Here is a 25,283-nt window from a genome sequence, read left to right on the forward strand (position 1 = left end):
GTATTTTACCCTTTGCAGAGAAATCGCTCTAGTCTCAATCGCTAATAAAACTTTTTCAACAGCAAGAAATGTAAATTTTAGTGCTATGTCGATATTAAGTTGATCTAGATCACACATGATGACTGTTCAATATCTAAACAAACTTGCTATAATGCGACACATGTCACTGTGTATTGTGAACAATCTTCTGCTAGGCAGCGTATATGCCAATGTAGATAGATGATTAATCCCTTTTGAATAATTTCTGAAAGTATAAGACAAGGATAGCCCTTATGATGTGCCGTCAGCTAAAAATGAGTACTAAGCAAACAGGTAAAGTAACATTAAAACCTGCTGTTAGCTTATTTTCGACTAGCGCATTAATGCTTGTTGCCTACTTTTTCATGTCAGAAAGCGAGCCCGCCTTGCAAGCTCAGCAATGTGATTGCTCTGACAATGTTGCCTATAACGCGAGTTTACCCAGTAGCCATCCGACTAACCGCTGTGCAGTTGATTCAGATAATGTCAGTTGGGGAAGTTGGGTAACAGGCAATAGTCGCTCAAGTCAGTTTCACTTTTTAGATTTATTGGAGTTACTGCATAGTAATGACCACAATAGACCAATAAGTGATATGCCAACGAATAACCCTAACGCACTTTAATGTCTATTTGGCAGGTATTTACCAGTACTATCGCCGCATTTTTTGGGGTGCAAACGGAAGATAATCGCCAACGTGATTTTAAGCAAAGTCGATCACCCTTACCCTTCATCTTTATGGGCATTGCACTGGCAGTGCTGATGGTTTTATCGCTAATATTGATTGTTAAGCAGGTACTGAGCTAAGCCACTATTTATCAGCTAAGCCTTTGCTTAACTCAAGATTTAATCAATAACTTCTTGATAATGATGATCATATAACGCCATCACTTCAGCTACTTTCTTACGTGAAATACCCTTTTGACTAATATTGCGCTGTACGTCTATCGAGGCCATTTTTGCGCCGCGATATAGCTCTCGAGTCAGTGGAATATCATGATTACTGATCAGTACCGGGATATCACGCTCAAGTGCAGTGTGGCGAGACTTTCTCGCTAATAGCGCTTGGTCGTCAAGACTAAAACCTGGGCCGGCATAGGTCGTAAAACTTGCTGTAGTTGATAGCGGAGCATAAGGAGGATCACAATAAATGACATCACCTGCTTTTGACATATCAAATGCTTGCTCGTAACCCACACACTCAAAAATCGCTTTTTGAGCTTTTTCAGAAAAATAACGCAGTTCTTTTTCAGGAAAATAAGGTTTTTTGTAAGAACCAAACGGGACATTAAAGCCGCCTTTACGGTTATAACGGCATAAACCATTAAAACCATGACGATTCATATATAAGAAATAAACGGAGCGTAAAAACGGATCTTGAGTTTGGTTAAACTCTTCACGCACTCGGTAATACTGCTCTTTTACGTTCATCTCTGGAACAAACATGGCCTTTGCTGCTGCAATGTATTTCTCAGGCTGACTTTTAACAATATTATAGAGGTTAATTAGATCATGATTAATATCGCATAGCAGATATGAGTCGTAGTCAGTATTGAGAAACACTGATCCTGCACCGACAAAAGGCTCAACTAGCCTTTCACCTTGAGGTAAATGTTTTGCTAGCTCATCAACGAGTTTAAATTTTCCACCCGCCCATTTAAGAAAGGCTCTATGCTTTTTAGTCATGAATACCATTTACTAGCAAAATTAAAGCAGATGATTGTACTCTTTTTATTGAGAATAATCATTGCTGATTTAAGGGCTTTAACTAATTAATTTGAACTAAGTTGATAACCTTGAAGATCGCTGAATTTTCGAACCCAAGGGGCACTTAAACCGAGTTCGGTTTGTAATTTAAGCGCTTTATCTTGTGCTTGGCTGGCGTTATTAAACTGCCCAAATAAGACAACATGACGTTTATTATAATTAGCACGAATTACAGCGGTTTCATTATCTAATTTTAACAAGATACTGTTAAGTGATTTGGGTTCGATAACGCTCGCCAGTTGTAATGTGTAACCCGCTCGATATTTCAGCTCGGCTAACGCTTCATTGGCTGTGGCAATATCGTCAGTATTGCTCAGCGCTGCACTGTTGTCAGTAAGCTGTAGCTTATCTGTTTCAATAATGACCAATGTCTCATCAACTTCAGCGGTATCAATATCTTCATTTACCACTAACTCAGCTGCTATTAATTCACCAGCCACTAATTCAACAGCCACAGTATGAACGCTCTGGTAATCCTGTTGAGTGTTTGCTGCTTCGATTTCAACTGCGCCACTTTTTGTAGTGCTGGTTAATATTTGCTGCTCAGTAAGCAGCTGTAAAACAAGATCGCTTGGCTCATTAGCCGCTATTAAAGATTGCTGAGATGGCAAATGTAATTGAAGCCAAGGCAATAATAAGCTTTGGCCATAATGATGGTTTGCCCATTGCGCTGGAGATTCTGGCGCTTGGTAAGCCCTAAAGTTAACTTGGTTTGCTTCAATAGATTCTGCTGCGGGTTCATTATAAAAAAAAACGACAATCGCTAAGGTTAAGCACAGCAGCAAGCTGATCACCCCTAAGGGAAAATATTTTGGCCAGCGTTTTGGCTCTTCAACCTTATCCTCAAGCGCAAGCTTAAGTAACTCAATCACTTCGGTAGGAGTACCCATTTGTTTTTCAATTTGTGATTGAATGATTTCGCGAGGTATAAATGGCGTTTTATTGCTTCTAACTAATAAAGTGCGATATAGGCCTTCACGTTCAGCTAAGGATAATGGCTCTACCTCGACATGAAGCAATAAATCCTTCATGGTTTTAGTTAATTCATTAAACTCTGCAAATGATTCAGTGGTGACCGTAAAAGTCAGTGATACCGGTTTATCCGCACAACGGATTTGAGTCAGCACTATACATTCTGCCCATAATTCTTTAGGCAGCAAATGTGCATCATCAATAATGATATGCAGCGGTTTTGTTAAGCTAGATTGGATGCGAATTAAGGTATCTGATAGCGGTAAGGTATCATCAAAAATTGGTGATGAAATCAGTTGGATCAGTATTTTACGCCGAATTTCAGCGCTATCAGCGTGCATTGGGCAGATAACCAACGCAGAGTTATAGTTATCAAGCTCGCTCGCCAATGCTGTAACTAAGGTGGTTTTACCTGAACCTTTAGCGCCGCAGACTAATACTAGCTGCTCACTATAGCTGGCAATATGTTGTAGCCGCTGAACTAAAGCTTCTTGGGAAGGTAATAAAAGCGTTTGTTGAATGTCCACAGCTCCACCATTAGACAAAAAAGCTTAAACTTGGCTAATGACGTCAGCTAATAAAGACTCTTCAACATCAGAGAATACATCAGCAGAGCCTATTGAGGTGGGTAAAACCAATCGAATTTGACCCGCGAGAACTTTTTTATCTCGCTGCATATGCTTAATAAAGTCAGCAAAGTTCATTGAATCAGGAGAGCTTATCGGTAAATCAAACGCCAACATCAAACGAATAATTCTATCGACATCTTTTTGCTCGATTAGACCTAACTTTTGCGATGTTACCGCCGCCATAATGGTTCCGGTAGCAACAGCTTCACCATGTAACCATACACCGTAGCCCATTTCAGCTTCGATAGCATGACCAAATGTATGGCCTAAATTTAGCAGTGCCCGTACACCACGCTCTGTTTCATCTTGGGTAACGACATCAGCTTTTATCTGGCAGCATTTAGCAATCGCGTAGCTTAATGCTTCGGTATTTAATGCTTTTAATGGAGCAACATTTTGCTCTAACCAGCTAAAAAAATCGCTATCCCAGATAACGCCATATTTAATGACTTCTGCCATTCCTGCAGCAAACTCTTTTGCAGGTAATGTCGATAAACAATCGGTGTCAATTAATACCAGTTGTGGCTGATAAAAAGCCCCAATCATATTTTTACCAAGCGGATGATTTACTGCGGTTTTACCACCAACAGAAGAGTCCACTTGAGATAATAAGGTGGTTGGAATTTGAATAAACTCAACTCCCCGCTGATAGCAAGATGCAGCAAAGCCGGCCATGTCACCAACGACACCGCCACCTAGTGCTACGATTACACAATCACGGGCATAATTATTTTCTAACAGTGCAGAAAAAATTAAATTTAAGTGAGTTAAATCTTTATATTGTTCACCATCCGGCAATACAACCACACCTATATCACTACAAGATGCCATAGCTTGCTGCGCTTGTTTCAAGTACAGCGGAGCAATGGTGTCGTTAGTGACAATAAGTGCTTTTTTACCGGAAAGGTAATCGGTGAGATAAGCGTTTTGTTGCAATAAATTCTGGCCAATATAAATGGGATAACTTCTTACACCTAATTCAACCTGCACTTGTTGCATAAACCTACCTAAAAACCGAGTTGCTCAATAATTTGATTTGCGACAATCTTCGCGCTTTGTTCATCAGTCTTAACTATTACGTCTGCAATCTCTTCATACAAAGGATTACGAACGTCAGCAAGATCTTCAAGCACTTCACGTGGATCATCCACCTGAAGTAAAGGTCGACGTTTATCACGTTGAGTACGAGCCACTTGCTTATCAATTGTTGTCTCAAGGTATACAACGATACCGCGAGCCGACAGATGATTACGAATGTCTTTGCTTTGTACAGATCCGCCGCCAGTAGCTAGGACAATGCCCTGCTTTTCCGAAAGGTCGGCGATGACTTGAGCTTCACGTCGACGAAAACCTTCTTCGCCTTCAACGTCAAACACCCATGCAATATCTGCACCTGTGCGTTGCTCAATCTCGTGATCTGAGTCGTGGAAATCTAAATGCAGCAGTTGGGCTAAGTGACGACCAATTGTGCTTTTACCTGCGCCCATAGGGCCTACCAGAAAAATATTGCGTTTTTCAGCCATTGTATATACGTCTGAATCTTATATGAAAAGTATGCCTTATCGACTTAAACTCAAGCCGACCTATTATTTAACCTTGCTCTAATGAGACTTGACGAAGGATTATCTCAGTTATGCACCAGTTGTTGCAAGTGATGTGAGCGATTTATAGTGAGTTTATTAAAAATAAATAATTTAACCCTAGATTCATCGAGTTTAAAAAATGATGGTATGTTTAATGACCTTAATATAATCAAGCAATTAATTATTTTAAGGCAAAAAAATGCCAGCAATTAAGCTGGCATTAATATTTTTTATCTTTACAGTTTTTCAGTCACGATTTTCGGTGTCACGAATATCAATAACTCTTGACGTTCATTTGTATCTGATGTGTTTCTGAATAAGAAACCAACCAGAGGAATGTCACCTAATACTGGCACCTTACTAACTCGACTGATTAAGTTCTGCTGGTAAATACCGCCTAATACAATGGTTTCACCATTATCAACAAGCACCTGAGTACCAATTCGCTGAGTATCAATAGAAACCGCTTCACCCGTACCAGTTGAAACAACTTCACCACGGGTATCTTGAGTAATTTCTAAATCAAGAATGACACGGTCATCTGGGGTAATTTGCGGGGTTACTCGTAATGACAACACTGCTTTTTTAAATGACACAGTTGTGGCACCACTTGAGGCAGACTCCACATAAGGGATCTCTACACCTTGTTCGATATAGGCCGCTTTTTGGTTTGAAGTGGTAATACGTGGACTCGCAATAATTTCGCCTTTATTTTCTTGCTCTAACGCGCTTAGCTCTAAATCAAGTACGGTTCCATCAGCCATTTTCGCCACACTAAATGCAATACTGGCAGCATTAGAGGCCGAAGAGGGCAAGTTCACATTTAAGCGGTCACTTAGTGCAGGAATAACCCCAGCAACAATATCATTAGCGCCTTCTAGTGACCCAGAGGTACCTCTTTCACCTTGTTGATCAGTAATTCCCCAACGAATGCCTAAATCTTCAGAGACGTTATCCTTAACCGTCACCATTCTGGCTTCAATTAATACCTGCTTAATCGGGATATCCAGTACTTCAACTAAACGATGAATAGTTTCTAAAGTATCTGCGGTATCTTTGACTAATAAAGTATTGGTACGTTCATCAACCGCAACGCTACCGCGATTTGACAATAAGCTTGAATCAGCACTTTTCATCAACTCGGCAATATCGACCGCTTTTGCATAGTTTACCTGAATATATTCAGAATAAAGCGGCGCTAACTCTTTGACTTCTTGCTTGTTAGCCAAATCTTGCCTTTCTCGAATAGCCAGCTCTTCACTTGGGGCAACCATTAAGATATTGCCTTCAATACGCTTATCCAACCCTTTGGTTTGGAGAATCAAATCTAGCGCTTGATCCCAAGGCACATCATCTAAACGTAGAGTGATATTGCCTTCTACGGTATCACTGGTGACCAAATTGAAATCATTATAATCAGCAATAATTTGCAGTACTGTTCTTACAGAAATATTCTGGAAGTTAAGCGACAAAGAACGGCCATTATATTTTTTGTCATCCTTAGCAACGATGGCACGTTCTACTTTATTAATACTCACTTTGAACACATTACCGTCTTGCTTGTATGTGTAATCATAGTTGCCATCAACATCGACCATCAAACGGGCAGTTAAGTCTTCTTTAAAGGTCTCAAAGCTCGTAACTGGTGTATTAAAGTCTTGTACATCCATCACATATAAAAGCTCGCTTTTAATATCTGTGTTATACAATTTCACTTCTAATTTAGAGCCAACCTGAGCTACGTTGGCAGCAACAGAGCGATTATCTAAATGAATTAATAAATCGCCACCACCATTTTTATTGCGGCGAAAATCAATAGTATCAATGCCATTTACAAATGGGTTATCAGCGCTATCAGGCCCAGATACAGTATCGTTAACCGTTAAACGGTAAGTATTACCTACCACTTTGCCTTGATAAGGTTTTACCTCAGCTAAATCTACAACGATGTTCAGTGCGCCATTTTGTTGAGAGGTTTTTAAACTCTCAACCCCAACTCTATCGATAGTAATATCGTCTTTATCGAGGCTTGAAATACTATCGTCAAAACTTAATAGAATTTGAGCAGGTGACGCCTTCAAATCAACTTCAGGCTGAACAATGTCAGATTCGAACACCAATTCTAATTCTAATTGGTGATCAACAATAGAATGATACTTTACATCCACTAATTTATTCGCAGCTAACGCGCTTGGTAATGCACCAAGCAACAACACAGCACCGAGTACGGTTCTGAACAGTGATATTTTTGTGGTCGATTTTTGCATCGAGGCAGAAGATTTCATTATTCCCTCATCCTTCGCATTATTTGCCAGAAAGTTCTAAGTTGCTTGCTCTTTCAGCCCAGCAACCTGAACCATCAGGAATTAATTCTATAATTTCAATGTATTGCGGTGTGACTTCAGCTATTTTGCCATGGTAAAGTCCAAGATACTCACCGACACCTAAGCGATAAACATTGGTATCTGATGATTCAACTAAGGCCCAAACTGTGCCATCTTCACTTAACGTACCGCGCATTTTTAAATTATCTATAGCATACGTTTCTAAGCGCCCTTTACGACGTTTCAAATCTGGCTGTAAACAATCTCTACTTGTGTCAATCACTTCCTCTGTGAGCTCTCGAGAAGGTGGAACAAAAGGACTTCGCATAAGCTCTGCTTGATAGGCAAAATGCTCAAACTTAGGTGTTTCTTTTAACGGAGGAATGCGAGCAACATGCTGTGATTTAGTCGTTGTTACAAACAACTCCAAATCACTTCTGTCACCAATACAACCTGTTAGCAATAGCATGATGAGTAATAAGGGTAAGAGTTTCATTATTTCTTCCCCTTCTTATTCGCAGGTACTTTCGCACCTTCTTTAAATCGATAGGTTTTAGCTAAAATATCCATCGATAGACTACCTGAATCATCACGCTTAATGACAAAGTCATGCAAGCTGACAATCCGCGGCAATTTTGCGACACCGCTTACCATGCTGCCTAATTTATGATAATCACCTACAACTGACATTTTTATCGGGAATTCTAAGTAGAAATCACGCTCAATTTCAGTATCCCAATCTAAGCTATTAATTCGCAGTCCAGCATCTGTTGCTACGAATGTGGTGTCATCCAGTAAACCTGGCATTTCATTTTCAGATGGTAACATTTTTAAAAGTTCTGCAAACTGAGCTTCCATTACCACAAGTTGCTCACGATACAGTTTTAAGTTTGCCGCCAAACGATATTTAGTTTGAAAGTCTTCTTTTAGGGTTATTTCTTTTCTTTCTTCAGCATTAAGGACATCTATCGCATCGGAAATAAATAAATAATAACTGGCGCCAAGTACACAGATAGATAAAAAAGCAGCAAATACAATTTTAACTAATGCAGGCCAAGCGCCAATATTTTCAAAATCAATATCATTAAACTGCTCTAAGTCAAGATTCATTGCTGACCTCCTTGGCTTGAGCCAGTACTGATTTGGTCATCAAAAATAGTCACTCTTAATCTAAACTTTTGCAATTGTCGTAAGTTTTCATTATGACTAACAATTGACTGCATGCTTGGATCATTGAGGTATTGAGATGTTTTAACTTTTCTCATCATATTCGCGACGTTATTATTAGATTCACTGCGACCTTCAATCCACAACAAGCTACCTTTCTTTTCAATACTGGAAAGATAAATTCCTGGCGGCACAATTCTAACTAGTTCATCTAATACATGTGTTGGCAAATTACGAGATTGCTGCAGGTCTAGAATAATTTTAGTGCGACGTTCAATATCATCTTTACGCGCTTTAATTTTTCTAATTTCGGCAATTTGCGAGTCTAATAATGATATTTCAGACTGTAAGTATGAATTTCTAGCACGTTGATCGTCGATAACGACTTCAATAAAACTCAATGCCAGAAATACAATTAAACAGGTCATTAAAAACACTAACGCTAATATGCCAATAAAGTCTCGTTTGTGTTTTTCTCTGGCCTCTTCACGCCAAGGTAGTAAGTTTATGTTCGCCATTGAGCGTAACTCCTAAGCGCTAAACCACATGCAACCATATATTTACTGATACTAGGTTCTATTTGGTTTTTAATATCATCATCAGCATGTAAACAACCTTGAAAAGGGTTAGCAACAATTGAATGCACCCCTAAGTCATTAGCCAATAACGTTGTCATACCTTCAAGTTTTGCAGTGCCACCACTTAAGACAATATAGTCAACTTTATCTTTGCCGTTGGCAGTGCAGTAAATTTGTAAGGTACGTTTTATTTGTTGTAATAATTGGGTTTGAAATGGAGATAACACCTCAAACATATAATTGCGTGGTAAATCACCTGTGACTTTAGCATTTTCAGCTTCATCGTAAGACATACCGTAAAACGATAGAATTGATTGGGTAAATAACTCACCGCCAAATGCTTGCTCACGAATAAATGTCGTTTCGCCATTTTCTACAACCGCAAATGTCGTCATATTGGCGCCAACATCCACTAGCACAACGGATTTTTCATTGGCCCCTTCAGGAAGTTGAGCCAGAATAAGTTCTGCTGAACGCCCTAAAGCATAAGCTTCAACGTCAACCACTTTGGTATCAAGCTCAATTGCATCAAGTGAATCCATTCTTGAATCAATGTTGTCAGTACGGCAAGCACTTAATAACACATCTACCTTTGTTGGGTCGGTAGTGTTGGGATTAAGAGTTTCAAAGTCGATACTCACTTCATCAAGTGAATAAGGGATAAGATTATCTGCTTCAATTTCAATTTGCGCTTCCATTTCTTCTTCATTTAATGAAGCGTCCATGTAAATCACTTTTGTCATCACAGCAGAACCAGAAACAGACACTGCGGCAGATTTAATACCTTTCGGTAGTCCACGCTTTATGTGCCTTAATGATTCAATAACAGCTTCAGAATCACGAATTTCATGATCAACTACAGCTCCTTTTCGTAAAGGAGCTGATATATAATTTTGAATTTTATATCCATCAGCAGTCTTACCCAGCAATATGGCCTTTATTTCATGGGATCCAATATCGATCCCCACCATTTGCGGAGCTTGACGCTTCCAAAATTTAGAAAGCATATTCCATCATCGCATTTATTATTTTATATTTTAAAATAGATTAGCACAAAATCAACTCGTTATAAGTATTTGTATAAAATGTTTCTACATTTTACAACTAGTTTTTTTTTGTTTTCATGTTTTTACTTCACCAAAAACCCTCCCGCTTATATACTAGAAGCCATATTGTCGAACTTTGGATTATTTTGGTGAAGTGGTTTAAACGAATACTTATTGCTATTTTTAGCTTAACTTTATTGGGCGTCGGCACCATTGTCGCTGCTTATTTCTACGTTTTACCAGAATTACCGGATGTAAACTCGCTTAAAACGGTCAAACTACAGACACCTTTAAGAATTTATAGTCAAGATGGTTTATTAATTTCTCAATTTGGTGAAAAACGACGAATACCGGTTGAATATGAAGATGTGCCTCAGCAATTAATTAATGCGGTATTAGATACCGAGGATGCACGTTTCTTTGAACACCAGGGTATCGATCCTATTGGTATTATTCGCGCAGCCGTTATTTTGGTTACTACAGGCAAAAAAAGCCAAGGCGCCAGCACCATTACTCAGCAAGTGGCTCGAGGCTTTTTCTTATCCCGTGAAAAAACCTATATTCGTAAAACGAAAGAAATTTTTCTTGCGCTAAAAATTGAAAAAGCATTATCTAAAGAAGAAATCCTCACATTATATTTAAACCGCTCATTTTTAGGTAACCGTGCCTATGGTGTCGGCGCTGCAGCTCAAGTGTATTATGGCAAAGATTTAGCCCAACTTTCTCTGCCAGAAATGGCCATGATTGCCGGCTTACCCCAAGCGCCTTCTGCAGCTAATCCAATTCGTAATTCGAATCGTGCCATGACACGCCGTAACTGGGTTTTAGGCCGCATGTTGGAAAAACGCAATATCACCGAGACACAATACCAAGAAGCCATAAATGCCCCTATAACCGCGAAATATCATGGCGCAGAAATAGATCTATATGCACCTTACGTTTCTGAAATGGCACGTGATTATATGGTAAATAAGTATGGTGAAGAAGACGCCTATACTAATGGTTATAACGTTTACACTACCATTTCTTCAGATCTGCAATTAAAAGCTCAAAGCGCCCTACGCGATAATGTGTTTGCTTATGATCAGCGTCATGGCTACCGTGGAGCAATTAGCACCTTGTGGACAGATACACCTCTGGCCACCAGCGACATTATAGAAAACCTTAAAACGACCTCTGCAGTACAAGGTATTATGCCAGCAGCTGTCATGTCGGTTAGTGAGCAACAAGCAACTTTACTGAATACTAAAGGTGAAGAAGTTGTCATCCAGTGGAATGGCCTGAAATGGGCTCGCAAATTTATTAACGATCGCCGTCAAGGTAAGCCACCTAAAACAGCAGCGGATATTTTAACTGTCGGTGAAAAGGTATGGATTAGAGATAATGGCGAGTTTTGGCAATTATCTCAAATTCCACAGGTTTCAAGTGCAACGGTTTCATTAGAACCAAGCGATGGCGCTATTCGCACTTTGGTGGGCGGTTTTAGCTTTAGTCAAAGCCAGTATAACCGTGTTACCCAGGCCAAGCGTCAATTAGGCTCTAATATCAAACCGTTTATTTATGCTGCCGCGCTTGAAAAAGACTACACCCTTGCAACATTAATCAATAATGCGCCGATTAATAAGCCCGATACTCGTCAAGGTACGGCATGGCGACCAAAAAATTCACCTGACATTTATGGCGGTCCAACACGTTTACGCATTGGCTTAGCTCAGTCTATCAACGTAATGTCCGTTCGTACCATGCGTCATATTGGCTTAGATAACACCATAGATACCTTAGTTGACTTTGGATTTGACCCTGCTGATTTACCACGAAATGAATCTGTCGCTTTAGGGTCCCCTTCAGTAACACCACTGCAAGTCGCCACCGCCTTTAATGTCTTTACTAATGGCGGCTATTTAGTTGAACCTTATTATATTAGTAAGGTTACTGACTCATATGACAATGTCATTGAAAAAGCGTCACCTGCACTGGCCTGCACCTCAGATGTCAATGAGGTTGATGATGCGACTAATAAGACAACCAACAGCATTGATGACCCTTTTGCAGCAATGGCTAATGAGTTTGTTAGCTCACAGCAAGCGCCAGTTGAAACTGAAAACAGCTTAGACAATACACTTGCTAGTGCTGAGACTAGTTCTAATAATAGTGATACTGGTATTGCTGCTTGTGGAGATGAAAACGCGCGCTACGCTCCTAGGATCATTTCTGAGCAAACCGCCTTCTTAATTACTGAAGCCCTCAAAAGTGTAATCTGGGGTGGCGGCAATTGGAGTAAAGGCACAGGCTGGAATGGTACCGCTTGGCGAGCATCACGCTTGATAAAGCGTCGTGACATTGCAGGTAAAACCGGTACCACCAATGAATCCCGCGATACTTGGTTTAGTGGCTTTAACCCCACTCTCACCTCGACATTCTGGGTTGGTTTTGACGATCACAGCCGTAAACTAGGCAGAACCAGCTGGGTTGCCGATGGTCCTGAAAATCAAATATCAGGGGCTGAAGCTGGGGCAAAAACAGCAGGGCCTGGTTGGAATGATTTTATGAACCAAGCGCTCACTGGTACCGAAGAAGTTGCGAGCATTCCACCTAAAGGGATTATTTCGGCGCGTATTGACTTAGCTAGTGGCAAATTAACCCGTAAAACAGATTACACCACTTCATTTGAATATTTTATCGAAGGCACTGAGCCGACTGAATATGCCACAGAAGAAGTTATCGAAGATGATCTGTTTATAGAGAATCCGGCAGATGATTTATTTCAGTAAATAAATCCACCAGCAGTTATTTTTAAAAATTAGTCTGGTGTTAATGCATTAAAAAGTCCGCAATGATTAATCACTGCGGACTTTTCATTTAAGCCTAAAAGAAACAAATATAAACTAATAAGGCTTACATATTGTTTAGCTATTAGCTTGTTTCTGCGCTAATGCATATTTTACTTGCGCTAACGAGGTACCGCCTAAAGCTTCACGTTTTGCTAAGCATGACTCAATCGTTAAGCACTCATAAACATCATCACTGATAATTGGACTAAATTGCTGTAGCTCTGAAATAACAAAATCTTCTAATGGAGTTTGTTTGGCAATGGCAGCCACGACCACCTCACCAACAACATGGTGCGCTTCTCTAAATGGCATACCTTTAGCGACCAGATAATCTGCAAGCTCGGTAGAATTAGCATAACCTTGCTGAGCTGCTACTAAAGTTCTTTCACGGTTAACTTGCAAGCCACTTAATACTAATGCTGCCATTTCAAGACAAATAGACCAGCTATCCATGACATCAAATAAGCCTTCTTTGTCTTCTTGCATATCTTTGTTATAAGCCAGTGGCAATGCTTTCATGGTAGTAAGAATACCCATTAAGCTGCCATAGACACGGCCCGTTTTGCCTCGAATTAACTCTAAGGCGTCAGGGTTTTTCTTTTGTGGCATTAAAGATGAACCAGATGTCACTTCGTCATCAAGCTCAATAAAACCTGCTTCACCACTGTTAAAGAAAATTAAATCTTCAGCCATACGGCTTAAATGCATCATGCTTATTGAAGCGTCGCTACATAACTCAACAACATGATCACGATCTGACACTGAATCTAAGCTATTTAAGGTTGGCGCAGCAAAGCCTAATGATTGTGCAATTTGATGCCTGTCCATTGGATAAGCTGTTCCCGCAAGGGCGCCAGTGCCTAATGGACAAGTATCAGCACGCTTTAGTGCATCTTCTAAACGGCTAATGTCACGTTCAAACATTTCTACGTAAGCTAAACACCAATGGCCAAATAAGACTGGCTGAGCTCTTTGCAGATGGGTATAGCCAGGCATCACAGCATCAATTTCACGCTCAGCAAGCTTAACAAGTTCAGCAGAGAGCTTTTTCAGTAATGTAAGTGAGTGCTGACCTTCTTTTTTACACCATAGTTTTAAATCTGTGGCTACTTGGTCATTACGCGAACGCCCTGTATGCAGCTTTTTACCTAGGTCGCCTACTTTGGCAATTAAAGACTGCTCCACAAAACTGTGAATATCTTCTGCGCCAGAAGCAATAATCAATTCTGGTTTGTCAGCAACTTCGCTAAGTAGCTCATTTAGCGCACCATGCAATTGCTCACATTCTGCTTGGGTTAAAATGCCCACTGAAGTGATTGCTGAAGCCCATGCAATTGAGCCAATAATATCTTCTTCAATTAAACGATAATCTACTGGTAATGAGTCATTAAATAATTTAAATAATGCACTGCTTTCTTGACTGAATCTTCCGCCCCATAACGCCATGTCGATACCCTCTTTTAACTTATTCTATAAAAACGGGGCTATATGAGCCCCGTATCAATCTTAAATAACAGGAAATTACTTGGTATTTAATGCTCTAATACGGCTTGATAAAGAGTAAAGGCGGATAAAGCCTGCTGCATCTTTTTGGTCATAAACATTGTCGTCACCAAAGGTCGCGAACTCTTCTGAATATAAGCTGTTTGGAGAGCGCTTTTTCACCACACTTGCTTGGCCTTTATAAAGTTTGACGACCACTTCGCCGTTAACTAATTCAGCTAAAGATTCTGACGCGGCAATCAATGAATTACACAATGGCGTAAACCAACGTCCATCATATACAAGATGAGCCATTTGTGCGCCGACTTGCTCACGCCACTCACGGCTTGTTTTATCGAGCACTAGCTCTTCGATTGCGCGTAGGCCTGCAAACATCACTGTTCCACCAGGGGTTTCATAACAGCCACGAGACTTCATGCCCACTAAACGGTTTTCGGTAATGTCGATACGACCAACACCGTGTGCTGCAGCTAATTCATTTAGCTTCATTAGTGCGTCATATGGAGATAGCGCAACATCATCAACATGAGTAACACGACCATTGGCGATGGTTAGCCCAACATACTCAGGGGTATTTGGGGCATCTTCTGGTGCCACTGTCATGGTCCATACTTCTTTGCTTGGCTCATTCCACGGATCTTCTAACTCACCGCCTTCGTGAGAGATATGCCATGCGTTGGCATCACGGCTATAAATCTTAGTCGCTGATGCTGTAGTTTCGATATTTCTTTCAGCAAGGTAATCAAGCAAATCTTCACGGCTGACCATTGACCATTCACGCCAAGGCGCAATAACGGTTAACTCTGGTGCAAGTGCGGCAAAACAACCCTCGAAACGTACTTGGTCATTACCTTTACCGGTACAACCATGACATACCGCATCAGCGCCAACTTTACGGGCGACTTCTACTTGCGCCTTAGCAATAATTGGACGCGCCATTGAGGTACCCAGTAAGTACGTACCTTCATAGATAGCACCTGTGGCAATAGTCGGATAAATATAATCAGCCACCAGCTCTTCTTTTAAATCGACGATATAACACTCTGAAGCACCTGATGCGATGGCTTTTTCATATAAACCTTCAAGTTCTTCTGCACCTTGACCAACATCAGCACAAAAGGCGACAATTTCACAATTATCATAGGTTTCTTTTAGCCATGGGATAATCGCTGAGGTGTCTAATCCACCCGAGTAAGCTAATACGACTTTTTTAATATTTGGTTGTGCTGCAATTGACATGGTAATTCCTAACGTAAATTTGTTTTATAAAAGCTCGCTAACGCCAGCTGATGAAAATATGATTTATTAACCTAACAAAGTAACCAATACGGCGTTTTGTGCATGCATTCTGTTTTCTGCTTGCTGGAGGATAAGTGAACCTTCACCATCCACTACTTCTGCTGTTGCTTCCACTTCACGGTAAGCTGGCAAACAATGCATAAAGTAATTGGCACCTACCTTATTCATTAATTCACTATTAACTTGATAAGGCTTAAATTTCGCTTCAATTTCTGCCATTGAAGTATTGTCGCCCATTGAGATCCACGTATCTGTGTATATGGCATCTTGCGGGCCCATTTCACTCACATCCGAGGTCAAGATAAGCTTGCCACCATGCTTGGCAGCCAAAGCTTGTACTTCACAGACAATATTGCCGTCAGGGAAGTGGCCTGGCGGGCAAACTACAGTCATGGTCGCACCTAAGATAGCAGCGCCATACATCAAAGAGTGTGTCACATTGTTACCATCACCTAGGTAAGCTAATTTCACTTTACTTACATCATCAAACTTCTCTGATAAGGTCAAAAAGTCTGCTAAGCCTTGGCAAGGGTGGTACAAATTACATAGCGCATTAATCACCGGAACTGACGCATGTTCAGCAAGACCTGCAATAGTTGTATGCGAAAAAGTTCTTGCTACAATCGCATCTGCCCAGCACGAAATGTTAGTCGCAAAATCAGATACTGGCTCACGTTTGCCTAATGCACCATTTTGTTGATCAAGATAAACTGAATGACCACCTAGCTTGTTAATACCAATATCAAAACTTACTCGAGTACGCAGTGATGGCTTTTCAAATAACATCACCACACTTTTGCCTGCCAGCGCTTGATTATAATCAGCTGGGTTTGCTTTAATTTTTTTCGCCAAAGCCAGTAAGTCTAATAGCTGGGTTTGCGACAAGTCTTTAAGTGATAATAAGTGTTCCATTAGCTTTGCTCCTAAGGCTGAATTTGAGTGCCAACGGATTGTCCGTTAGTTAATGCTATTAATTGTTGGGGTTGTTTCCATGAGGCGACCTGTACGGCTTTGCCCATCCATTGAGCGACCTCTAATGCCGCTTCAACTTTTACTTTCATGCCTTTTTCAATCACACCTTGCTCCACAAGCGAGCTAATTTGTTGTTGATCTAATTGGGCAATTAACTCACCTTTAGCATCAAGTACACCGGGTACGTCTGACAATAACACCAGCTGACCGGCAACGAGTTTAGCTAATGCGGTAGCGGCTTGATCGGCATTGACATTCAGCATATCGCCCGCTGGTGAAATCGCGATTGAACTGCAAATAGGTAACCAGTTTTGCGACAATAAATAAGTTAAATAACTCGGATCATTCGGTGATACTTCCCCCACCAAACCTAACTTTTCATGTTTAATTTTGGCATTGACGATATTGCCATCAGCCAAGCTCATGCCCACACTGACGATGCCAGCTTTAATTGCCGCGGCCTGTAAAATTTTATTCGATGTGCCTGCCAAAGCGCCAACAACAATCGGGATCTGATCAGCAGGGGTAACACGCAGGCCCTCAAGCTTAATCGTTTGCTTGCCATTAGCTTCAAGCTGTTCATCGACCAAGCAACCACCGCCGTGAACAAAAATCACTTTCTGCCCTTGCTGCATCATTTCAGCAACTACTGACATCAACTCTGCCATGCCAGGCTCTGATTGCAACAGCGCGCCACCCACTTTAAGTACGATAACAGGGTTGGTATTAGACATAATCAAGGCTCCTGTTATAGACCGAAGTGAATATTAATGCACTGCAGACCTTGGCTTGCAGCGCCTTTCATTAAATTATCAATGGCGCTAGCGACCACTAGGTAATTGCTTTGCGGGTCAAACTTCCAGCCCACGATACAATTGGGTGTTAGCACCACATCATCGACTTTAGGAAATTGGTTATGCTTTACGCTCACCAGTGGCGAGTCATCATATACGCCATAAGCTTTAGCAATGTCAGCTTCTGTAGTACCCGCTTTAAGTTGCACAGTAATGGTGGCTAAAATTCCACGCTTAAAATTACCTAAATGCGGGGTAAAGATAACTTCTTGACCCAGCTGGGTGGCGATTTCTGGTTGATGTCTATGCCCTAATACACCATAGGGCGTTAAGCTGACTTCACAAAAACTGGTATGCAATTGGGCTTTTCTGCCTGCACCGGTCACACCACTGACTGCGTTAATTACAGGGTAAGCATTAGTTAACAATGGTTTTAATGGTTTTAGCGCTGTGAGTGATGCAGTTGGATAACAACCTGGCACAGCAATCATTTTGCTATTAGCAATGGCTTGCGCGTTCCATTCTGCTAGGCCGTAAACCGCATCAGCAAGCACTGCTGCTTGAGTATGTTCAAAACCATACCATTTAGGATATTGAGCGGTATCAGCAAACCGATATGCGCCACTTAAATCAAATACAGCTAAACCTTGGTTATAAAAGAATGCGGCCAATTCCAAACTAACTGAATGCTCTGTTGCTAATACAACAGCGTCAGCTTGATCAACGATGGCTTGTTTAGCATCAGCCGATAACGGTGACAGAGGAATTTGAATGTGTTGATAACTCGGGTATAGATCTGCTAATAACCGGCCTTTATCTAGGCTGTTTTCAGAAACATATAAGCCTTGGATCGATAGTGACGCTTGCGCATCAATAAGAGCGGTGATTTGTGCTCCGGTATAACCACTAGCACCAATTATTGCGATTTTTTTCATTATGTTGTCATCTTTAAGTCAGTAAACTATTAATTTTTATTTGAAATATGAGCAGGGTGCTCGAGATTAAAACTATCGTCGAGAATAGTTTACTTTGGGATCTGTTACAGTGAATTGAATCGCAATTACATACATATCTATAGTTCTTAAATATTTATCAAGTTATGGTGAATTCCTTAGCTGTTTGCTAGACTAACACAAAACATTACTTATGCAATAATTATGAATGATTATTTAATTAAATATTTATAAAAGGCCCTTATGAACTCACTACCAGAATTAAAAGATGCTTTTAAACAGTTGATTGCACTACCTTCAATCAGTGCCTTAGAAGTAGAACAAGATATGAGTAACCATGCAGTTATTGCACTGCTACAGTCTTGGTTTAGCGACATGGGGTTTGACTGCACAATTAGTACTGTCGCTGATAGCAGAGGTAAACAAAACCTTGTCGCCACCATTGGTTCTGGCAAAGGCGGCTTGTTATTAGCTGGCCACACCGATACCGTTCCCTTTGATGAAGGTCGTTGGAGCCAAAGTCCATTTGAATTAACTGAGAAAGACAATCGCTGGTATGGCCTAGGTACCTGCGATATGAAAGGCTTTTTTGCCCTAATCATGGAAGCGTTAAAAGACATCCCATTAACTGAGTTAAAGCGTCCATTACATATTTTTGCCAGTGCCGATGAAGAAACCACCATGAATGGCGCTAAAGCCTTTGCTGAATCAACATCTATAGCACCAGATTATGCCATTATCGGCGAGCCAACCAGCTTAAAGCCGGTTTATATGCATAAAGGCCATTTAGCCCAAGGTATTCGCGTTATTGGTCGCAGTGGTCATTCATCAGATCCTGCACGTGGGCTTAATGCCATCGAGATAATGCATCAAGTCACAGGTCAGTTAATAAAGCTCAAGCAACACTTAAGTGAAAACTACCGAGAAGATGCCTTTAGCGTGCCCTACCCAACCATGAACTTTGGCCATATTCACGGCGGCGATGCAGCCAACCGTATTTGTGGCTGCTGCGACTTACACCTTGATATTCGCCCACTGCCCGGTATTGAATTAGCTGATTTAGAGTTAATGGTCATTAACTACCTTGCTGAAATTAATAAGCAATATCCAGGCAGTATTGAAGTACGCACCTTATACCCAGGCTCTGAGTCATTTGCAGGAAAAGCTGATAGTTATTGGACCAAGCTGGTTACTGAGCTTGCTAATAGCCAAGCTGAAGTGGTCAATTACGCCACTGAAGCGCCTTATATAAATCAATTAGGCTGTCAAACATTAGTACTTGGCCCCGGGAGTATCAATCAGGCCCATCAGCCCGATGAATATATTGGCCTTGAATATTTAACCCCAACGGTTGAGCTCATTAAAAAACTGATTTATCAAGCTTGTATTAAATAACAACAAGCAGATTAATGGCTTTTGAATTTATCTCATCAGCCATTGACCAAGCAGTTGTCGCTCGCTATTGTGCTAAAGCTTATGGAAAAATTGTCACCGCTTATTAAGTAACTTATGGAGTAATTATGGCAGATCAAACCGCCGATATGTATGCATCCTTGCGTTCTAATGTCAGCAACTTAGGACAAATTTTAGGTGATACTATGCGCGATCATCTTGGTGAAGGTTTTCTCGAAAAGGTCGAGCAAATCCGCATTTTGGCTAAAGAATCCCGCCAAGGAAATGCAGAATCACGCCAACAGATGCTCACTTTACTCAACTCGCTTCCTGATGAAGAATTAGTTCCTTTTGCCAAAGCCTTCAATCAATTCCTTAATTTGGCGAATATCGCGGAGCAATTCCATACCATTAGCCGTAATTGTGATGAGCTTGTATGTACACCGGATCCAGTAGAGCAGCTACTTGGACGAATGCTTAACAGCAGCTCCAATGAGCAAGAGGTTATCCAGTGTCTTGAAAACCTCGATATCGATTTAGTACTCACAGCACATCCCACCGAGATTTCACGTCGCACCCTCATTCAAAAATACTCCGCGGTGGTCGATTGTCTGACAGAGCAAGAAAATCAGCAACTAACTGAGCGAGAAATAGGCCAATCTCATTTACGCTTACGCCAGCTCATCGCACAAATATGGCATACCAATGAAATTCGTCATGACAGGCCAACCCCTGTTGATGAAGCTCGCTGGGGACTTAGCACAATTGAAACATCACTATGGCAAGCTGTACCCGACTTCTTACGCCAGCTCAATGATCATGTACAAGCTAAAACGGGCAAACAAATTTCCACAGACATATGCCCAGTACGTTTTTCTAGCTGGATGGGCGGAGATAGAGACGGTAATCCATTTGTTACCTCAGTCGTCACACAAGAAGTATTACTACGAAACCGCCATGCTGCCGCACGCTTATACCTCAAAGATATCGTTAAGCTGATTAATGAATTATCCATGGAAGATGCCAGTGAAGAACTGATGGCATTAACCAATAACAGTAAAGAGCCCTACCGTGATGTGCTGCGTGATCTACGTAACAAATTACGTAATACCATCGACTACTTAAATATCCGCCTTGAAGGTCATCAAGTCGATATGAAACCTGATGAAACTATTTGGGAACTTGAAGACTTAAAGCTACCACTAGAGCTGCTATACCGTAGTTTAACCTCATCAGGTATGCGGCTTATTGCCAACGGATTATTGTTAGATATTCTTCGCCGTATGGCCTGTTTCGGTATCCATATGCTCAGGTTGGATATCCGCCAAGATGCTGAACGTCACAGCGACGTCATTGCCGAGCTAACACGCTACTTAGGCCTAGGTGACTATGATCACTGGGATGAAAACGAAAAGCAGGCGTTTTTATTACGTGAGCTAACAGGTCGCAGACCGCTTATTCCAAGCACGTGGCAACCAACGGCTGACGTACAAGAAGTGCTTAACACCTGTAAACTGGTTGCAAGCCAGCCTGCGACAGCACTGGGTTCATATGTTATTTCAATGGCAAGTAAGCCATCAGATGTATTAGCGGTGCTGTTATTACTTAAAGAAAGTGGCTGCCAGCATCCAATGCGCGTAGTGCCATTGTTTGAAACATTAAGTGATTTAACCACAGCAGCTGATTGCATGACTCAACTGCTTAATATTGACTGGTATCGCGGTTACACCAAAGGCATGCAAGAGGTGATGATCGGCTATTCTGATTCAGCCAAAGATGCCGGCGTGATTGCTGCTGCATGGGCGCAATATCATGCCCAAGAGCAATTAGTAGCAGTATGTAAGAAAGCAGATGTAAAACTGATGCTGTTCCATGGTCGTGGTGGCTCCATTGGCCGAGGCGGCGGACCAGCTCATAAAGCAATTTTATCGCAACCACCGGGTTCTGTTGATGGTCGAATTCGTGTCACCGAACAAGGGGAGATGATCCGCTTTAAATTTGGCCTACCTAAAGTGGCCGTTCAAAGCTTGGCTTTATATACTTCAGCAGTTATGGAGGCAACCTTACTGCCGCCACCTGAGCCTAAACAGCAATGGCGTGACTGTATGCAGCGCTTAGCAGATGATTCAGTTAAAGCCTATCGCGGCATCGTCCGTGAAGAGCCTGATTTTGTGGCTTACTTTCGCGCAGCGACACCTGAAGTTGAACTAGGTAAACTGCCATTAGGGAGTCGCCCAGCAAAACGTCGTGTCGATGGCGGCATTGAGAGTTTACGCGCAATCCCATGGATATTTGCATGGTCTCAAAACCGCCTAATGCTACCAGCATGGTTAGGTGCAGGCGAAGCACTACAAGCCGCGTCACAACGAGGTGAAGCTGATTTACTCATAGAAATGGAGCAACAATGGCCATTCTTTGAGACCCGTGTTTCAATGCTTGAAATGGTATACATGAAAGCGGAGCCAAACCTTGCTAGTTATTACGATAGCAGCCTTGTTCCTGATGAATTAAAACATTTGGGCATAAAGCTGCGCGCCAGCCTACAATTAGGTATTGATGAGGTATTGTCATTAACCCAATCAGAAGAGTTAATGGCGCATACACCTTGGAACCGCGAGTCTGTTAAGTTACGTAACCCGTATATTGACCCACTCAACTTTTTACAAGCTGAATTGCTCGCTCGTACCCGTAATGAAGATCAAGCATCTAAACAAGTAGAACTTGCACTGATGTTAACCATTGCTGGCGTCGCAGCAGGAATGAGAAACACTGGCTAATGCGCATACTTAAATGTGGTTTAGGTTTACTAATGCTATTACTGACTGGTTGCGCCACTCAGTACAGCATTAGTGAGTCTGAAGTTGAAGATTACCTAAATAACGAGATGCATTATGAAGTCTCCCAAGGTAACCAAGTTTTTGGGCTTCAACTTAAACTCAATGATATGGAAGTAGAATTGGGCCACAAGCCCAATACTATTGCGGTCACAGCCCAAACAAGAATGGCCGTTAAAAACCCTTTTAAATCTATAGAAGCGGATCTTGTGACAACATTTGAGGCTGAGCCTTGGTATGACGTTGAAACCAAAAGCATCTATTTAAAGAAGTTAGATTTGGTTGAGGTTAAATCAACCCCCGCAGATATTGAAAAAATGCTTTCATCAATCACACCACAGCTAATGATGTTTCTTAGTACTTTTCTAGCATCGCAACCTGTCTACGTGCTGGATGAAAATGATGCTAATCAAGCACTAATGGCCTCAATCACCAAAGAGATTGAAGTGCAAAAAGGCAAGATTGTCATTAAGTTTTAAACCTTAATTATGCAACTGAAACAAAAAAAGTAGCAATAAATATTGCTACTTTTTTTATATAAAGACAATAAGCTTAATTACTTATCAAAACGTTTTATTGATGGGTAATCAACAATAATCGCTTCATCTAATAATGCTCTGCGTAACATGTCATAGGCAACTGCAGCGCTTAAACTGCGCACCAAACTTCGTGAGCGGCTGGAAACTTTAATCATCTGACTATATACCGCATTTTTAGTCGCCAGCGCAATGGCCACTGTCCCAACAGGTTTTTCCTCTGAACCTCCATCAGGTCCAGCTATGCCACTAGTAGATAAGGCGTAGTCACTATCTAAAATCTCTCTAGCGCCTTTAGCCATAGCCTCAACAGTTTGAATAGAAACCGCGCCGTGATCATCCAAAACCTGTGGATTAACCCCTAGTACTTTGACTTTCGATTCATTGCTATAGGTCACTAAGCCATGATGTAAATAAGATGAGCTGCCTGCAAAATCAATTAACTGGCTCGTTACTAAACCGCCAGTACAAGACTCTGCAACACTTAAACTAAAACCAGATTGATATAAACGTTGATGAATTTCTGCAGCAAGTGTGGGCTTATCATCAGCGACCACTGCAGTACCGAGAATCGCTTTGACTTCTTGGGTCACGCTTGAGAGTTGTCTAATTGCTTCATCGCCACGAGCAAATATTTTAATCTCAATATGTGGCATAGAAGAGCGGTAACCTAAGGTGACACCATCAGGCAAAGTTAAATCCGCTAGGCTATCAGCTAAAGAAGACTCCCCATGACCTATGGTAAGCAGTTTTTTTAGCGCAGTGTTTTCACTAGCTTTAAATTCAGCCTTAATAAAAGGAATAAACTGCTCGGTGATCATGTGCTTTAATTCAAAAGGAACACCGGGAGTAAAAAATAACCATGCTTTATTTAACTTAACTCTAAAACCACATGCTGTTCCAACAGGATTATCAATCATTACTGCAGACTCAGGTAACCAAGCCTGTTTAAGGTTACTCTTGGCCATCACACGGTTGTTACGCGAAAACCATTCAATTAATTTCTCTCGCCATTCAACATTCTCAACTAAAGGCTCCCCCTTAGCTAACGCCATCGCTTCTGCTGACATATCATCACTGGTTGGCCCTAAACCGCCGTTAATAATAATCACATCGGCATGATGGCTTCTATCAATAAATGCTTGAACAAGATCATCTAAGCGATCACCAACTGTAATACGGTGCTGCATTTCAATACCTAACTCCATCATGGTATTAGCAACCCAGGCAGCATTAGTATCTATAATCTGGCCAGATAGTACTTCTTCGCCAGTACAAATCATCTCTAGTTTCATCATTATCCCTAAAAAGCCTGTCTTGAAAAGAAACAACAAGCAAGATTAAATCCGCAAAATAACCTACAAGATAGCTTACCATCATGATAGCTGCATTACGTTACTGCTATTTAATACTGCAATAGGTTGTTTTAAGTTCAACTTGTGCACTCAACAGGTTCTTAAGTGAATTATTAATTGTAAGCAGCGCTATAATCACAAACACAATAAAGCCTGACTCTTAAGTAATAGGCTAATTATTCTATCTAGAAAAATTAGGCCATTGACTTAAACTTGGTTCTACATTGGCTTATTGCCCACATTTATATTCAGAAAAATATGGTTAAATACTTCAATTATCAGAACTTGTTGATATTTATATCCTAAAAACGAAAAAACCTGACACGGTGACTCAGGCTTTATCGACTCTCTGATGAGAGATTTTAGGCGCTTGGCGATGTTCAGATGCGGAGAAATCCTCCGCGCTCCATATCTGTATAAAGCTATGCTTTATAACCACAGACATTACACCCTAGTTTCACATGGGTATTCGCACACACGCACTGCTCACGCTGATATGTTGCAGCTAATGACTCAAGTTATCAGCGTTAGGATTTATTCTTTTTGCCCCCCAAACGAAAAAAGCCCTGACTGTTAAGTCAGGGCTTTATCGACTCTCTTACGAGAGATATTAGGCGCTTGGCGATGACCTACTTTCACATGGGGAGACCCCACACTATCATCGGCGCGATTGCGTTTCACTACTGAGTTCGGGATGGGATCAGGTGGTACCACAATGCTATTGTCACCAAG

At 41.2% G+C, this 25,283-nt stretch carries 21 protein-coding genes and 1 rRNA gene; 6 read left to right on the forward strand and 16 right to left on the reverse strand.

Annotated elements, in window-relative coordinates:
- Positions 1 to 272: 272 nt before the first annotated feature.
- Positions 273 to 641, forward strand: coding sequence for a hypothetical protein (locus tag BCU57_RS17410; protein ID WP_102440336.1), 369 nt, complete (start codon positions 273 to 275; stop codon positions 639 to 641).
- On the forward strand, positions 641 to 823 hold the full coding sequence (locus BCU57_RS17415; protein ID WP_076541979.1) for a DUF2970 domain-containing protein: 183 nt from the start codon (positions 641 to 643) through the stop codon (positions 821 to 823). The genes BCU57_RS17410 and BCU57_RS17415 overlap by 1 nt, the downstream gene beginning before the upstream one ends.
- Before the next feature lie 39 nt (positions 824 to 862).
- On the opposite strand, the gene BCU57_RS17420 is transcribed toward BCU57_RS17415, so the two are convergent.
- The 9 genes from BCU57_RS17420 to BCU57_RS17460 all read right to left on the reverse strand — a co-directional run bounded on the left by BCU57_RS17420 (position 863) and on the right by BCU57_RS17460 (position 10,043).
- Positions 863 to 1,702: a Dam family site-specific DNA-(adenine-N6)-methyltransferase gene (locus tag BCU57_RS17420; protein ID WP_102440356.1), complete on the reverse strand. Its 840-nt coding sequence runs from the start codon at positions 1,700 to 1,702 to the stop codon at positions 863 to 865.
- 86 nt (positions 1,703 to 1,788) lie between these two features.
- A complete protein-coding gene (locus BCU57_RS17425) occupies positions 1,789 to 3,282 on the reverse strand; it encodes an AAA family ATPase (protein ID WP_102440337.1) in 1,494 nt (497 codons plus the stop codon).
- 24 nt (positions 3,283 to 3,306) lie between these two features.
- Positions 3,307 to 4,383 (reverse strand): 3-dehydroquinate synthase, encoded by a 1,077-nt coding sequence (gene aroB / locus BCU57_RS17430; RefSeq protein ID WP_102440338.1) that lies wholly within the window; start codon positions 4,381 to 4,383, stop codon positions 3,307 to 3,309.
- Positions 4,384 to 4,391: 8 nt separating this feature from the next.
- Positions 4,392 to 4,907: a shikimate kinase AroK gene (gene aroK / locus BCU57_RS17435; RefSeq protein ID WP_076541984.1), complete on the reverse strand. Its 516-nt coding sequence runs from the start codon at positions 4,905 to 4,907 to the stop codon at positions 4,392 to 4,394.
- A gap of 296 nt (positions 4,908 to 5,203) precedes the next feature.
- Complete coding sequence (locus tag BCU57_RS17440; RefSeq protein ID WP_102440339.1) at positions 5,204 to 7,252, reverse strand: type IV pilus secretin PilQ; 2,049 nt, start codon at positions 7,250 to 7,252, stop codon at positions 5,204 to 5,206.
- Positions 7,253 to 7,271: 19 nt separating this feature from the next.
- Positions 7,272 to 7,787: a pilus assembly protein PilP gene (locus tag BCU57_RS17445; RefSeq protein WP_102440340.1), complete on the reverse strand. Its 516-nt coding sequence runs from the start codon at positions 7,785 to 7,787 to the stop codon at positions 7,272 to 7,274.
- A complete protein-coding gene (locus BCU57_RS17450) occupies positions 7,787 to 8,401 on the reverse strand; it encodes a type 4a pilus biogenesis protein PilO (RefSeq protein ID WP_076541990.1) in 615 nt (204 codons plus the stop codon). Before BCU57_RS17450 ends, BCU57_RS17445 begins: the two co-directional genes overlap by 1 nt.
- The gene (locus BCU57_RS17455) at positions 8,398 to 8,976 is read right to left on the reverse strand and encodes a PilN domain-containing protein (protein WP_102440341.1); all 579 of its coding nucleotides are present in this window, start codon (positions 8,974 to 8,976) and stop codon (positions 8,398 to 8,400) included. The genes BCU57_RS17450 and BCU57_RS17455 overlap by 4 nt, the downstream gene beginning before the upstream one ends.
- On the reverse strand, positions 8,964 to 10,043 hold the full coding sequence (locus tag BCU57_RS17460) for a pilus assembly protein PilM (RefSeq protein ID WP_102440342.1): 1,080 nt from the start codon (positions 10,041 to 10,043) through the stop codon (positions 8,964 to 8,966). The genes BCU57_RS17455 and BCU57_RS17460 overlap by 13 nt, the downstream gene beginning before the upstream one ends.
- Positions 10,044 to 10,231: 188 nt before the next feature.
- On the opposite strand from BCU57_RS17460, the gene BCU57_RS17465 reads away from it, so the two are divergent.
- Positions 10,232 to 12,853: a penicillin-binding protein 1A gene (locus BCU57_RS17465; protein ID WP_198589982.1), complete on the forward strand. Its 2,622-nt coding sequence runs from the start codon at positions 10,232 to 10,234 to the stop codon at positions 12,851 to 12,853.
- A 135-nt stretch (positions 12,854 to 12,988) separates the two neighbouring features.
- Here the strand turns inward: BCU57_RS17465 and argH are convergent, their stop codons facing one another.
- The 5 genes from argH to argC form a co-directional block, all read right to left on the reverse strand.
- The gene (gene argH / locus BCU57_RS17470) at positions 12,989 to 14,359 is read right to left on the reverse strand and encodes an argininosuccinate lyase (protein WP_102440344.1); all 1,371 of its coding nucleotides are present in this window, start codon (positions 14,357 to 14,359) and stop codon (positions 12,989 to 12,991) included.
- 75 nt (positions 14,360 to 14,434) lie between these two features.
- Complete coding sequence (locus tag BCU57_RS17475) at positions 14,435 to 15,655, reverse strand: argininosuccinate synthase (RefSeq protein ID WP_102440345.1); 1,221 nt, start codon at positions 15,653 to 15,655, stop codon at positions 14,435 to 14,437.
- 66 nt (positions 15,656 to 15,721) lie between these two features.
- Positions 15,722 to 16,627, reverse strand: coding sequence for an ornithine carbamoyltransferase (locus tag BCU57_RS17480; protein ID WP_076542002.1), 906 nt, complete (start codon positions 16,625 to 16,627; stop codon positions 15,722 to 15,724).
- A gap of 11 nt (positions 16,628 to 16,638) precedes the next feature.
- Entirely contained in the window at positions 16,639 to 17,421 is a 783-nt protein-coding gene (gene argB, locus BCU57_RS17485; RefSeq protein WP_102440346.1) for an acetylglutamate kinase, read from the reverse strand.
- Positions 17,422 to 17,435: 14 nt separating this feature from the next.
- Positions 17,436 to 18,416 (reverse strand): N-acetyl-gamma-glutamyl-phosphate reductase, encoded by a 981-nt coding sequence (argC, locus tag BCU57_RS17490; protein ID WP_102440347.1) that lies wholly within the window; start codon positions 18,414 to 18,416, stop codon positions 17,436 to 17,438.
- A 261-nt stretch (positions 18,417 to 18,677) separates the two neighbouring features.
- Between argC and argE the strand changes: the two genes are divergently transcribed.
- From argE to BCU57_RS17505, 3 genes are all read left to right on the forward strand, one after another.
- Entirely contained in the window at positions 18,678 to 19,829 is a 1,152-nt protein-coding gene (argE, locus tag BCU57_RS17495; RefSeq protein WP_102440348.1) for an acetylornithine deacetylase, read from the forward strand.
- A 125-nt stretch (positions 19,830 to 19,954) separates the two neighbouring features.
- The gene (gene ppc / locus BCU57_RS17500; protein ID WP_102440349.1) at positions 19,955 to 22,603 is read left to right on the forward strand and encodes a phosphoenolpyruvate carboxylase; all 2,649 of its coding nucleotides are present in this window, start codon (positions 19,955 to 19,957) and stop codon (positions 22,601 to 22,603) included.
- Positions 22,603 to 23,139: a DUF1439 domain-containing protein gene (locus BCU57_RS17505; RefSeq protein WP_102440350.1), complete on the forward strand. Its 537-nt coding sequence runs from the start codon at positions 22,603 to 22,605 to the stop codon at positions 23,137 to 23,139. The genes ppc and BCU57_RS17505 overlap by 1 nt, the downstream gene beginning before the upstream one ends.
- A 77-nt stretch (positions 23,140 to 23,216) precedes the next feature.
- Here BCU57_RS17505 and BCU57_RS17510 read toward each other — a convergent pair whose 3' ends face one another.
- Both BCU57_RS17510 and rrf read right to left on the reverse strand, forming a co-directional pair.
- Positions 23,217 to 24,491 carry a CinA family nicotinamide mononucleotide deamidase-related protein gene (locus BCU57_RS17510; RefSeq protein ID WP_102440351.1) on the reverse strand — a complete coding sequence of 425 codons (1,275 nt, stop codon included), beginning with the start codon at positions 24,489 to 24,491 and terminating at the stop codon, positions 23,217 to 23,219.
- A gap of 676 nt (positions 24,492 to 25,167) precedes the next feature.
- Positions 25,168 to 25,283, reverse strand: a 5S ribosomal RNA gene (rrf, locus tag BCU57_RS17515).

The organism is Shewanella sp. 10N.286.48.B5 (genome assembly GCF_002874355.2).
GTDB lineage: Bacteria > Pseudomonadota > Gammaproteobacteria > Enterobacterales > Shewanellaceae > Shewanella.